This is a genomic window from Pseudomonas sp. GL_093 (genome assembly GCF_057837605.1).
This window is the reverse complement of sequence record NZ_CM174448.1, coordinates 3,359,753-3,372,119: the sequence shown is the minus strand read 5'-3', so window position 1 is coordinate 3,372,119 and position 12,367 is coordinate 3,359,753. Positions and strand designations below refer to the sequence as shown.

Here is a 12,367-nt window from a genome sequence, read left to right as displayed (position 1 = left end):
ACGCTCAGTCTCATCAGATGAAGTCAGAAGGGACGGCTAACCCATGCACCGATCGTTAACGTTCAGAGCTATCGTTTGTTTGAGTAGCCTGGCCCCGGCGACACTGCTATACGCAGCACCGGACCCCCAGGTCGAGATACTAAAACAAGAACTCATGGAGTTGAAACAGCGTTACGAAGCACAACAGAACGCGCTGATGGTACTCGAGCAACGCGTTCGCCAAGTCGAAGAAACACCTGCGACACCGGCTCCCAAACGCCTGACCAAATCCCCCGCTGAAGCGCCCAAGGGTGGCCAGACGGTGGCCGCCGGTGCGCCGGGAACCACAGGCAGTTCATACGGCCAATCGCTCAAGGATGATTCGGAGCCTGCGCAAAGTGTTTCCAACCTGTATGACGAAGCCAGCGGCTTCTTCGGTGGCGGCAAGTTCAGCTTCGAAACCGGCGTGACCTACACGCACTACGATACCCGTGCGCTGACGCTCAATGGCTTTCTGGCACTGGACTCGATTTTTCTTGGCAACATCGATATCGACCGTATCAAGGCGGATAACTGGACACTGGACCTGACCGGCCGCTACAACGTGGCACAACGCTGGCAGTTCGACATTAACGTCCCCGTGGTTTATCGCGAATCAACGTATTCCTCCGGTGGCGCCGGTGGCGCTGGCCCGGTGACGTCGGACTCAACCGTTACCCGCGACCCGACCATCGGCGATGTGAACTTTGGCGTTGCTTACAAATTTCTGGATGAGTCGGCCAGCCTGCCCGACGCGGTCGCTACACTGCGCGTCAAGGCGCCAACCGGTAAGGATCCATACGGCATCAAGCTGATCAAGGACCCGAACAACGATAACCTCTCGGTACCCGAGGACTTGCCTACCGGCAATGGTATCTGGTCGATCACCCCGGGTATTTCGCTGGTCAAGACCTTCGACCCGGCCGTGCTGTTCGGCAGCCTGGCCTACACCTACAACATGCAAGACTCTTTCAGCGACATCAGCCCTCAGGTCAACTCCAAGGTGCGCGGGGACGTGAAACTGGGCGATTCCTGGCAGGTCGGCGCCGGCATTGCATTCGCCTTGAACGAGAAGATGAGTATGTCGTTCTCGTTCACCGATCAGTTCGCCCGCAAGAGCAAGATCAAGCCAGACGGTGGCGATTGGCAATCGATTACCAACAGCGATTACAACTCGGCCAACTTCAACATCGGCATGACCCTGGCAGCAACCAATAACCTGACGATCGTTCCCAACCTGTCCATCGGACTGACCGACGACTCGCCAGACTTTTCCTTCAGCCTGAAATTCCCGTACTACTTCTAATCCGGCACCCACAAAAAACCCGCTTTTCCGGCGGGTTTTTTGTTGTTGATAGCTCCAGGTTTTCAGAGCTTTTACTTGCAGCTCAACGTATCTGATGCTTGTGCAACAAACGGTAGAAGGTAGGCCTGGATATCCCCAGCACCTTGGCGGCGATGCTCAAATTATCGCTGTGGCGGTTAAGTACATCGCACAAGGCCTGGCGCTCTGCCCGGTGCTTGTAATTTTCCAGCGTGCCCATCGGCGCGGCAACGGCCTGCTGGCTGATCAGCCCCAGGTCTCGCGCTTCGATCTGCCGGCCTTCGGCCAGTACCAACCCGCGACGTACCCGGTTGGCCAGCTCGCGCACATTGCCCGGCCAGTCATGCTTGCCCATGGCAATCAAGGCGTCTTCACTGAAGCTGCGCGGACGGCGGCCGGTTTCATGGCTGTAGAAATGGGAAAAGTGGTTGGCCAGCATCGACAGATCGCCATTGCGCTCACGCAGGGGCGCGGTCGCGACCTGCAACACGTTCAGGCGGTAATACAGATCTTCACGAAAGCGTTTCTTCTCGATCGCGGCCTCAAGATCGACATGGGTCGCGGCCAACACCCGCACATCCACGGGAATCGGCTGACTGCCGCCCACCCGCTCGATGTGCTTTTCCTGGAGGAAACGCAACAGGTTCGCCTGCAGCTCCAGGGGCAGATCACCGATTTCGTCGAGAAACAGCGTGCCGCCGTTAGCCGCTTCGATCCGCCCGACCTTGCGTTGATGGGCGCCAGTAAAGGCCCCCTTCTCGTGGCCAAACAGTTCGGACTGGATCAAGTGTTCGGGAATTGCGCCGCAATTGATCGCGACAAAGGGTTTGCTGTGACGTTGGGATTGTCGATGGAGGGTGCGGGCGACCAGTTCTTTACCGGTACCGCTTTCACCACGGATCAATACCGGAGACTCGGTGGGCGCCAGCTTGCTCAGCAACTTGCGCAGTTCACGAATGGGTTTGCTGTCGCCAAGCAGCTCGTGCTCAGGCTGATCAATGTGAACCGTGCCCTGCCCACGCAGACGTGCCATCCCGAATGCCCGGCCCAGCGTCACCTGAACCCGGGACACATCGAATGGCAAGGTATGGAAATCAAAAAACCATTCGCAGACAAAGTCCCCGACATTCTGCAATCGCAGGACTTCCTGGTTGAGTACGGCGATCCACTCGGTACCGCTACGGCTGATCAGCTCTTTGACGGCTTCCGGGCGTTCGAGGTGAAAAGGCTGCAAACGCAACAGGCCGATATCGCAGGTTTTGTCCCCTGCGTTTTCCAGGCTGCAGCTGTCAACATCCCAACCCACAGAGCGCAAAACCGGCAGCAGACGATGACAGTCGTCGCAAGGGTCCACTACTAACAGACGTCGTAAGGCAGGCGCTTCGATCATGACTGTTCCTTGGCGCCAAAGTTATGAAATATTATTAAAAACAGTCGTTTGGCGGACCTGGCTGTAACGTTAGCAATAATTTGACGTGACCTTGTACCGTTTGACTATAGAGCGGTTGCGTTATTAGTTATAAGAAGCGACTTAGTTAGTTACCTAACGACTCCTTCCTTTCATTCAGCTTTCAAAGCCTGTCCAAATCTTGAGCCAATGAAAGAAAGTTGATATTTCTTTTAATTGTATGTGACCCGCCCCCCGGTTGCGGGCATCAGTACAAGTAACCAGCCGAACGGTAAGCCCAACCGACGGCACATCACTTGATTGGGCATACAGAGAGAAAACCCCATGAACGCCCCGCTCCGCATCAACGAAGCTCTTTTGATTGCCGACCGCGCATTCCAACCGTTCCAATGCGTGGCCTGGGCCCCACAAGACGGCAATGGCGAACTCAGCCTGACCGTTATCGATCGCACCAACACCCGCAGCATCGGCCGTAAGCAGATCCCAAGCAGTGCCTATACCGATCCTGCGCAACTTGAATGCCTGCTTGAAGCGGCACGTGCGGAATTGAGCGAGGAGGGTTACAAACTCCAATCGTGGTCGATGCCACACTAAGCGTTTTGCGGGTTACCCAACGGTAACCCGCGCCCTCCCCCGATTATTATTCGAACTTGCACGCGCCCAACTACTTGGCAGGCTTGTCAGTGGTTCGAAAAGACACTGTTCTGGCACACAACGACCCTCCGCCTGTTAGTTATGACAGTTGTGCATCCAGCCGTTCAGGGATTGAATGTTTCCTTATACAGTCGCCACCCAAACTCCCGGTTCAGGACGACTCGCAAGGAGCTGCGTGCATGTCAATCCAGACCGCGTTTGCATTACCGGCAACACTGAGTGACGCCGGGAAACTTGATACAACCTTTGCCTCGTCTGGCAAAACCCAGGTGTATTTCGCTGGCAGCCTCTCAAGCATGGCCAACGGGGTCGCGATTGATTCACGTGGCAGGTTGCTCGTGGCGGCCAAGGTCGGAACGCCAGGCGGCAGTCGCTTCGGCCTGGCTCGCTTGCTCGAGGACGGCTCGGCGGATCTGGCATTCGGCAATCAAGGCAGCGTCATCGGGCAATTTCAACACGGCTTCGAGGCCATGGCCGGCAAAGTCCACGTGCTGCCCGATGGGTACATTCTGGTAGCCGGCCTGCACTACGAAAATGCTCACCGGACACTGCCCGCCCTCGCCCTGTTCGATCAGCATGGTCGGCCGGTTCAATGTTTTGGCGACAATGGCCGCTGCGTCGTGCGTCTGCCGGGCGGTCTTTCCCAAGGCGTGCGTGACACTTGGCTCCCCCCCGGCGTATCGGGCGCAGAAGGTTGTGATATCTGCGTGCAGGAGGATGGTCGAATCCTGCTGCAGGCCAATCATCACTTCGAACTGTCCGATCATGTCGGCATGCTGATACGCCTCAACACCGACGGCTCACTGGACGACACCTTCAACGGTCGTGGCTTCGTGATTGTCAGGCACTTGCTGATGAATACCTGGCTCAGCAGCCTGATGGTGCAACGAGACGGCCGGATCCTGGTGGGCGGGTCGATCAACTTCCCTGAAGAAGGTCTGCTGGCCCGCTATCACACCGACGGCAGGCTCGACGATTGTTTTGCCGTGGATGGTTTCATGACCTTCAAGGCACGTGGGTATAGCGCTCAGGTCAGCCGGATCGTCCAACAGGAAAATGGCGATGTGCAGTGTTTTGGCAGCAGCCGCGACCCGATGCATTGCCTGGCACTGAAAGTACACAGCAACGGCCGCCCGGACATTCATTGCAATGGAGGCCAGGCCCAACTGCTGGAAATCGGTCACAGTGGCTGCCAGTGGACCGACGCACAGGCGCTGCCGGACGGCTGCGTGGTGACGGTCGGGGCCACGATCGGCGGCGTCGAGGCGGATTTCATTCTGGCGCGGCATCTGCCCGACGGGCAACTCGATCGCAGCTTCGGCAATGGCTCCGGCTGGGTTCGCACCCGCCTGGGCCGCAGCCTGGATACCGCGACTTCCGTGGTCATGCAGGCCGATGGAAACATTGTCGTCGGAGGCTATTCACTGGACGGCAACTATCGGGCGATCGTCGCACGCTATCTGCGGTAGGCCTGCACAGCTTTCCTGCACTTGATCTTCCCTTCCGCTTACGGCAAGTTGCGCGCTTCTTAATACAAGGAGTAGCCGATGCCCGGTTCAATGGCTCAGGCGTTCGCGCACAATTTTCTCGGGCATTCACCCCGCTGGTACAAGGCAAGCATTGTCGGTTTCCTGATTCTCAACGCGCTGGCACTGTGGACCGTCGGCCCGGTGGCGGCTGGCTGGCTGCTGGTGCTGGAGTTCATCTTCACCCTGGCCATGGCGCTCAAGTGTTATCCGTTGATGCCCGGCGGCCTGCTGTTGATCGAAGCACTGTTGCTGAAGATGACCACGCCCCAGGCACTCTACGACGAGCTGGTGCACAACTTCCCGGTGATCCTGCTGCTGATGTTCATGGTGGCCGGCATCTACTTCATGAAAGACCTGCTGCTGTTTCTGTTCTCACGACTGCTGCTCGGGATTCGCTCCAAGGCGCTGCTGGCGTTGATGTTCTGCTTCCTGTCGGCGTTTCTGTCGGCGTTTCTTGATGCCTTGACCGTGACCGCCGTGATCATCAGTGCAGCCGTCGGGTTTTACTCGGTGTATCACCGCGTCGCCTCCGGCAACGATCCGCGTCAGGACAGCGAGTTTGGCGATGACCAGCACTTGCCCACACTCCATCACGCCGACCTCGAACAATTCCGCGCCTTTCTGCGCAGTCTGCTGATGCACGGCGCCGTGGGGACCGCACTGGGCGGTGTTTGCACATTGGTCGGTGAGCCGCAGAACCTGTTGATCGGCCACGAGATGGGCTGGCACTTCTCTGAGTTCTTTCTGAAAGTCGCCCCGGTTTCATTGCCGGTCCTGGTGGCAGGCCTGGTGACCTGCGTCCTGCTGGAGAAACTTCGCTGGTTCGGTTACGGCACGCTGTTGCCGGACAACGTGCGTGCGGTTCTGGCCAATTACGCCGCCGAAGACAATGCCGAACGCACCTCGCGCCAACGTGCAGCGCTCATCGTGCAGGGATTGGCAGCGCTGATTCTGATTGCGGGGCTGGCGTTCCACATTGCTGAGGTCGGCCTGATCGGCTTGATGGTGATCGTGCTGATCACCGCATTCACTGGCATCACCGACGAGCACCGTATCGGCAACGCGTTCAAGGACGCCATGCCGTTCACAGCGCTGCTGGTGGTGTTTTTCGCGGTGGTGGCGGTGATTCACGATCAGCAACTGTTCACGCCTTTGATCCAGTGGGTGCTGGCGCTGCCAGCGGATCAACAGCCGGGCATGCTGTTTATTGCCAACGGCTTGCTGTCGGCCATCAGCGATAACGTGTTCGTCGCGACCATTTACATCACCGAAGTCAAACAGGCCTTCATCTCTGGCCACATGAGCCGTGAGCATTTCGAGACGCTGGCGATTGCGATCAACACTGGAACCAACCTGCCGAGCGTGGCGACGCCCAATGGTCAGGCTGCGTTTCTGTTCCTGCTGACCTCAGCGATTGCACCGCTGATTCGCCTGTCGTACGGACGGATGGTGTGGATGGCGTTGCCGTACACCGTGGTGATGGGTGTTCTTGGCTGGTATGCAGTGAGTTTCTGGCTGTAAACCCGGAACAAAATGTGGGAGCGAGCTTGCTCGCGATGAGGTCGTGTCAGCCAACATAATTGTTGAATGACAGACCGCTATCGCGAGCAAGCTCGCTCCCACAGGGTTGTGTGTTGTTAGTGAGGGAGGATGTAGCGCTCGATTGCCTGGGCCGCGCCGTCCTCGGTGTTGGCGCCCGTCACCACGTTAGCCTGGCGCTTCACCGCCTCTTCCGACTGCCCCATGGCGATCGACAAGCCTGCGCGGTGAAACATCGCCGGGTCGTTGCCGCCATCGCCCAGCGCCGCGGTCTGCTCCAGCGGCACACCGAGAAATTCGGCCAGTGTCGCCAGCGCTGCACCCTTGTTGGCTTGCATCGCGGTCACATCCAGATAAATCGGCTGCGAACGGGAGACCTGTGCCTGGCCTTCCACTTTGGGCAGCAGGAGCGCTTCCAGCTCAATCAACAACTGCGTGTTGTTGCTGGTGGCGACGATCTTGTCGATGCGCTCCAGGTACGGCTCAAAACTCTCCACCACCACTGGCGGATAACCCAGGCCGTGCTGTTCACGAGGCACCATTGGGCCGTTCGGATCTTTCAGCAACCAGTCGCCACCACTGAACACCCAGATTTCGAGGTCCGGCCGGTCGGCAAACAGCGCCAACGCGGTCAGCGCCGCCGTTGCCGGCAAGTAATGCGCGACCAGCAAACTGCCATCCGGGTTGACGATGGTGCCGCCGTTGAACGCTGCCGTTGGCAAGTCGACGCCCAGGGCTTCAATCTGCTGCAACATGGCTTTGGGCGGACGGCCGGTGGCCAGGCTGAACAGCACGCCCGCCTCGCGCAACGAGCGGACCGCGTCGACGGTGCGTTGGCTGAGGCTGTGATCGGGCAGCAACAAGGTGCCATCCATGTCACTGAGCAGAAAACGGATGGGTTGCGACGTTGTATCACTCATCCGAGGCCGTGCCAGACGCGACCATCGCGAGTCAGCAGATCTTCTGCAGCCTGCGGGCCGTCTTCGCCAGCGGCATAGCTCTGCACGCTCGCGTCCTGCTGCCAGGCATCAAGGAAAGGCTGCACGGCGCGCCAGCCGTTCTCGATGTTGTCGGCGCGCTGGAACAGCGTCTGATCGCCAGTCAGGCAATCGTAGATCAGGGTTTCATAGCCGGTGGACGGCTGCATTTCAAAGAAATCCTTGTAGGCAAAGCCCAGTTCGATATTGGCCATTTTCAACGCCGGGCCGGGCCGTTTGGCCAGCAGGTCGAACCACATGCCTTCGTTAGGCTGAATCTGGATTCGCAGATAGGTCGGTTGCAGCTCATCGACCTCGGTATCGCGGAACTGCGCATACGGCGCCGGTTTGAAGCAGATGACAATCTCGGTGTCGCGCACGCTCATGCGCTTGCCGGTGCGCAGGTAAAACGGCACGCCGACCCAGCGCCAGTTGTCGATCATGACTTTCAGCGCGACGTAGGTTTCGGTATTGCTGTCGGGCGCCACGTTGTTTTCCTGGCGATAACCCGGCAACTCCTTGCCGTCGATTTCCCCAACGGTGTATTGGCCGCGCACCGAGTTGGCCAACGCTTCCTCGACCGACCAGGGGCGAATCGCACCGACCACCTTGGCTTTCTCGCCGCGTACCGCATCGGCGCCAAAGGCGGCCGGCGGCTCCATTGCAACCATCGCCAGCAACTGGAACAGGTGATTGGGCACCATGTCCCGCAAGGCGCCGGTGTGTTCATAAAAACTGCCACGGGTTTCCACGCCGACGGTTTCGGCGGCGGTGATTTGTACGTGGTCGATGTAGTGATTGTTCCAGAACGCTTCAAACAGGCTGTTGGAGAACCGGCTGATCAAAATGTTCTGCACAGTTTCCTTGCCCAGATAGTGATCGATCCGGTAGATCTGGTTTTCCGTCATCACCTTGAGCAAACAAGCGTTCAAGGCTTCGGCAGTATGCAGATCGGACCCGAAGGGTTTTTCGATGACCACCCTTCTAAACGCCTCTGGCGACTCTTGCAGCAAGCCGGCGGCGCCGAGACGACGCACCACCTCGCTGAAGAAACGTGGCGCGGTGGCCAGGTAGAAGACGGCGTTGCCGGTGCCGCTGGCGGCGATTTTCGCCGCCAGCGCTTGATAGGTGCTGTCGTCCAGGAAGTCGCCCTGGACGTAGCTGATGCCTTTGGCCAACTTGGCCCACAAGTCAGGGTCAAGGGCTTGATCGTCCTTGCCGACCTTGGCGGCCACTTCGGCCCGAATGAAGTCTTCGAGTTTTTTCGCAAAGGCTTCATCGGTGATGGCGTTGTGATCAACGCCGATGATCCGCAGTCCATCCCCAAGCAGACCGTCACGACTCAGGTTGTACAGCGCCGGCATCAGCAGACGCTTGACCAGATCACCATGGGCACCGAACAGAAACAGCGTGGTCGGTGGTGCGGGTTCTGCCTTGGATTTATTGCGGATCAGACGGGTCATTTTTTCGAAGTCTCCACGTGGCCGCCGAAGCCGAAGCGCTGGGCCGAGAGAATCTTGTCGCCAAAGGTGCCTTGCCCGCGCGAACGGTAGCGGGAGAACAGCGAGTTCGACAGCACCGGTACGGGCACCGATTGCTCCATGGCGGCTTCGATGGTCCAGCGACCTTCACCACTATCAGCGACCGACCCGGAGTAACCATCGAGTTTCGGATCGCTGGCCAGCGCGTCGGCGGTCAGGTCGAGCAACCAGGACGACACGACGCTGCCACGACGCCAGACTTCGGCGATGTCGCCGACGTTCAGGTCGAAACGCTGGTCTTCCGGCAGGTTGGTGCTGGCCTTGGTCTTGAGGATGTCGAAGCCTTCGGCGAAGGCCTGCATCATTCCGTATTCGATGCCGTTGTGGATCATTTTCACGAAATGCCCCGAACCGGCCGGGCCTGCGTGGATGTAACCGCGCTCGGCACGATCGTCTTCGGACTTGCGGTCCTTGGTCCGAGGGATGTCGCCCAGGCCCGGTGCAAGGCTCTCGAACAGCGGATCAAGGCGTTTAACCACCTCGGCTTCGCCGCCGATCATCATGCAATAACCACGCTCCAGCCCCCAGACGCCGCCGGAGGTGCCGACGTCGACGTAGTGCAGGCCTTTCTCCGACAGGGTTTTCGCCCGGCGGATGTCGTCCTTATAGAAGGTGTTGCCGCCGTCGATGATGGTATCGCCAGCTTCGAGCAAGGTGCTCAGGGTGTCGATGGTGTCTTCGGTCGGTGCGCCGGCCGGCAGCATGACCCACACCGCACGTGGCTTGGCCAGGCCAGCGACCAGCGCCGGCAGGTCGATGACGCCAGAGGCGCCTTCTGCGGCCAGGGTGTCGACAAAGGCGGTATTGCGGTCGTAAACAACGGTGGTATGACCGTTGAGCATCAGGCGCCGCGCAATATTGCCGCCCATGCGGCCCAGTCCAATAATCCCGAGTTGCATGTTCTGATGCTCCCTACTACAAATAATGTGTGTCAAAGGTTATAGCCCAACGCGACTAATGAGGGTTAGTCCAGAGCGTTGGCACATAGTTTCCGGGCATTGTGCCCGATCCAGATTGATAACGTCGGTAATCGCGCCGAAGACACAACGACCATGAAAAATAAAAAAGTTCCCTTCCGGGGCAAAAGAAATCAAAATCAGCGCCGATAGTAAGTCAGCACCCGATTTCGGGGCAGGTTTACAGTTGAGACAGCCATTTGCGAGGTGAGCAATGGGCACAGTACACGCAGCACTGCCAGCACAAACCCTTTACGTCACGATCCGTCGCGATGAATTGCGCCAGTTGAAAGACGAGCGCGACCAGTTGAAGCAGGAGCTCGCGCAATTGCGCTTGTTGACACAAAGCAATCAGGCCCAGCCTTTGCCCGTCACTCACCATGTGCCCCACGCCTGATCCCCTCGCTTGATTCGGAAGCAGCCCACTGCTGTTTCCGACCTGCCATCCCCCCCTTTTTGACAAGCCCGGCACTCACGAAGTTTTCACATTCGTTTCCTGATACTCCGCGCCCCCCGTCCGTCGGTGATATTGGTGTCCCGGCGGGGAAGTGATTTTTGGCTGGAGCGCTGAATGGCTTTGTTTAAACGCAGCAATACGTCTGCGAATGGTTTCGACTGGACAGGATTTCTCTGGCTGTTCCTGTTCTTCTGGTATTTTTCCGGCATTACCCAACTACTGATCCAACTGACAGGCACCTCCGGTTTTACCGGGTTCCGCCAGGCCTTTGTGATGAGTGCCATCTGGCTCGCGCCGATGCTGTTGTTCCCCAATCAAACACGAGTCATGGCCGCGCTGATCGGTGTGGTGCTGTGGGCCTGCTCAATGGCCAGCCTGGGTTATTTCTTCATCTATCAGCAGGAGTTTTCCCAAAGCGTTATCTTCATTATGTTCGAGTCGAACGTCTCTGAAGCGGGCGAGTACATGACTCAGTACTTTGCCTGGTGGATGGTGGCGGCGTTCCTCGCTCATACCGCTTTCGCTTACTTCCTCTGGACTCGCTTGCGCCCGGTGTACATGCCTCGCGGTCGGGCGCTGGTGGCCGCAACAGCCATTCTGGTCGCTGTCGTCGGTTACCCGCTGATCAAGCAAACCGCGCGTACCGGCAGCCTTGCCGGCGGTTTCGATAAATTCGAATCCCGCATCGAGCCCGCGGTGCCTTGGCAGATGGCCGTGGCCTATCACCGCTACCTCGAAACCCTGGCCGGCATGCAAGACATGCTCAATAGCGCCAGCAAGATTCCACCGCTGCACAATCTCAAGGATTCGGCGGCCAATCAGCCGGCGACCCTGGTGCTAGTGATCGGTGAGTCCACCAACCGTCAGCGCATGAGCCTCTACGGCTACCCTCGGGAAACCACCCCGGAGCTGGACAAGCTCAAGGATCAACTGGCGGTCTTCGATAACGTCATCACCCCGCGCCCCTACACCATCGAGGCGTTGCAGCAGGTTCTGACCTTCGCCGACGAAGAAAACCCGGACCTGTACCTGTCGACCCCGTCGCTGGTCAGCATGATGAAACAGGCAGGCTACAAGACCTTCTGGATCACCAACCAGCAGACCATGACCAAGCGCAACACCATGCTGACGACCTTCTCCGAGCAGGCCGACGAGCAGGTGTACCTGAACAACAACCGCAACCAGAATGCCGCCCAGTACGATGGCGACGTGATCGAGCCGTTCAACAAGGCCTTGGCCGACGCTGCGCCGCGCAAGCTGATCGTCGTGCATTTGCTCGGCACGCACATGAGCTACCAATACCGTTATCCGTCGTCCTTCGATAAGTTCAAGGACCGCAAAGGCGTTCCGGACGGTGTGCGCGACGATCAGGTGCCGACGTACAACAGCTATGACAACGCGGTGCTGTACAACGACTTCGTGGTCTCGAGCCTGATCAAGGACTACGCCAAGTCTGATCCGAACGGGTTCCTGCTGTACCTCTCCGACCACGGTGAAGACGTTTTCGATTCTCCTGGCCACAGCACCCTTGGCCGCAACGAAAGCAAACCGACGGCGCCGATGTACACCATTCCGTTCATGGCCTGGGCCTCGCCGAAATGGCGTGAAAACCATGACTGGAGCTTTGCCGGTGATCTGGGGCGGCCTTACAGCAGCTCGCACCTGATCCACACCTGGGCCGATCTGGCGGGTCTGAGCTTCGATGAACTGGATCGCAGCAAGAGCCTGGTCAGCGACAGTTTCAAGCCACGGCCATTGATGATCGGCAATCCTTATGAGCGCGAGCAAAAGGCATTGATTGACTTCAGCCTGATGAAACCCAAGGCGGTGGCAGTCATTCAGCAGTAATCCTGCTGAACCTGTGGGAGCGAGCTTGCTCGCTCCCACATGAATTGAGCTGTCCGAAACTTCGCGAAGATAATAATTATTCTCGTTTATAGCTAAATCCCGCCTCTCCCCTTCGT

Annotated in this window: 10 protein-coding genes; 6 read left to right on the top strand and 4 right to left on the bottom strand. The window is 58.4% G+C overall.

The genetic code is table 11. From position 1 onward, the window contains the following. The first annotated feature begins 43 nt into the window (after positions 1-43). On the top strand, positions 44-1,324 hold the full coding sequence (fapF, locus tag AC3IUE_RS15595) for a fibril amyloid transporter FapF (protein WP_489268588.1): 1,281 nt from the start codon (positions 44-46) through the stop codon (positions 1,322-1,324). Between the two features lie 82 nt (positions 1,325-1,406). Here fapF and AC3IUE_RS15590 read toward each other — a convergent pair whose 3' ends face one another. After that, positions 1,407-2,732 (bottom strand): sigma-54 dependent transcriptional regulator, encoded by a 1,326-nt coding sequence (locus AC3IUE_RS15590; protein ID WP_056740000.1) that lies wholly within the window; start codon positions 2,730-2,732, stop codon positions 1,407-1,409. A 342-nt stretch (positions 2,733-3,074) separates the two neighbouring features. Here AC3IUE_RS15590 and AC3IUE_RS15585 point away from each other — a divergent pair, with 342 nt between their 5' ends. The 3 genes from AC3IUE_RS15585 (at position 3,075) to nhaB (ending at position 6,454) form a co-directional block, all read left to right on the top strand. Beyond that, the gene (locus tag AC3IUE_RS15585) at positions 3,075-3,344 is read left to right on the top strand and encodes a hypothetical protein (protein WP_008149930.1); all 270 of its coding nucleotides are present in this window, start codon (positions 3,075-3,077) and stop codon (positions 3,342-3,344) included. A gap of 239 nt (positions 3,345-3,583) precedes the next feature. Next, entirely contained in the window at positions 3,584-4,873 is a 1,290-nt protein-coding gene (locus tag AC3IUE_RS15580) for an NHL repeat-containing protein (protein ID WP_489268586.1), read from the top strand. Between the two features lie 78 nt (positions 4,874-4,951). Continuing rightward, positions 4,952-6,454, top strand: a complete 1,503-nt coding sequence (nhaB, locus tag AC3IUE_RS15575; RefSeq protein WP_489268584.1) for a sodium/proton antiporter NhaB — start codon at positions 4,952-4,954, stop codon at positions 6,452-6,454. Positions 6,455-6,570: 116 nt separating this feature from the next. On the opposite strand, the gene AC3IUE_RS15570 is transcribed toward nhaB, so the two are convergent. From AC3IUE_RS15570 to gnd, 3 genes are read right to left on the bottom strand one after another with little or no spacing between them, the layout of a single operon-like run. Beyond that, entirely contained in the window at positions 6,571-7,392 is an 822-nt protein-coding gene (locus tag AC3IUE_RS15570) for an HAD family hydrolase (protein ID WP_489268582.1), read from the bottom strand. Next, the gene (gene zwf, locus AC3IUE_RS15565; protein WP_489268581.1) at positions 7,389-8,912 is read right to left on the bottom strand and encodes a glucose-6-phosphate dehydrogenase; all 1,524 of its coding nucleotides are present in this window, start codon (positions 8,910-8,912) and stop codon (positions 7,389-7,391) included. Before zwf ends, AC3IUE_RS15570 begins: the two co-directional genes overlap by 4 nt. Further along, complete coding sequence (gene gnd, locus AC3IUE_RS15560; protein ID WP_056739989.1) at positions 8,909-9,889, bottom strand: phosphogluconate dehydrogenase (NAD(+)-dependent, decarboxylating); 981 nt, start codon at positions 9,887-9,889, stop codon at positions 8,909-8,911. Before gnd ends, zwf begins: the two co-directional genes overlap by 4 nt. Before the next feature lie 271 nt (positions 9,890-10,160). On the opposite strand from gnd, the gene AC3IUE_RS15555 reads away from it, so the two are divergent. Both AC3IUE_RS15555 and AC3IUE_RS15550 read left to right on the top strand, forming a co-directional pair. Beyond that, positions 10,161-10,343: a DUF6026 family protein gene (locus tag AC3IUE_RS15555; protein ID WP_134420035.1), complete on the top strand. Its 183-nt coding sequence runs from the start codon at positions 10,161-10,163 to the stop codon at positions 10,341-10,343. 174 nt (positions 10,344-10,517) lie between these two features. Next, the gene (locus AC3IUE_RS15550; protein WP_489268578.1) at positions 10,518-12,251 is read left to right on the top strand and encodes a phosphoethanolamine transferase CptA; all 1,734 of its coding nucleotides are present in this window, start codon (positions 10,518-10,520) and stop codon (positions 12,249-12,251) included. The last annotated feature ends 116 nt before the right edge of the window (positions 12,252-12,367 follow it).

Coding starts and splice junctions, on each gene's coding strand:
- fapF (WP_489268588.1), top strand. CDS start 44: ATGCACCGATCGTTAACGTTCAGAGCTATCGTTTGTTTGAGTAGCCTG.
- AC3IUE_RS15590 (WP_056740000.1), bottom strand. CDS start 2,732: ATGATCGAAGCGCCTGCCTTACGACGTCTGTTAGTAGTGGACCCTTGC.
- AC3IUE_RS15585 (WP_008149930.1), top strand. CDS start 3,075: ATGAACGCCCCGCTCCGCATCAACGAAGCTCTTTTGATTGCCGACCGC.
- AC3IUE_RS15580 (WP_489268586.1), top strand. CDS start 3,584: ATGTCAATCCAGACCGCGTTTGCATTACCGGCAACACTGAGTGACGCC.
- nhaB (WP_489268584.1), top strand. CDS start 4,952: ATGCCCGGTTCAATGGCTCAGGCGTTCGCGCACAATTTTCTCGGGCAT.
- AC3IUE_RS15570 (WP_489268582.1), bottom strand. CDS start 7,392: ATGAGTGATACAACGTCGCAACCCATCCGTTTTCTGCTCAGTGACATG.
- zwf (WP_489268581.1), bottom strand. CDS start 8,912: ATGACCCGTCTGATCCGCAATAAATCCAAGGCAGAACCCGCACCACCG.
- gnd (WP_056739989.1), bottom strand. CDS start 9,889: ATGCAACTCGGGATTATTGGACTGGGCCGCATGGGCGGCAATATTGCG.
- AC3IUE_RS15555 (WP_134420035.1), top strand. CDS start 10,161: ATGGGCACAGTACACGCAGCACTGCCAGCACAAACCCTTTACGTCACG.
- AC3IUE_RS15550 (WP_489268578.1), top strand. CDS start 10,518: ATGGCTTTGTTTAAACGCAGCAATACGTCTGCGAATGGTTTCGACTGG.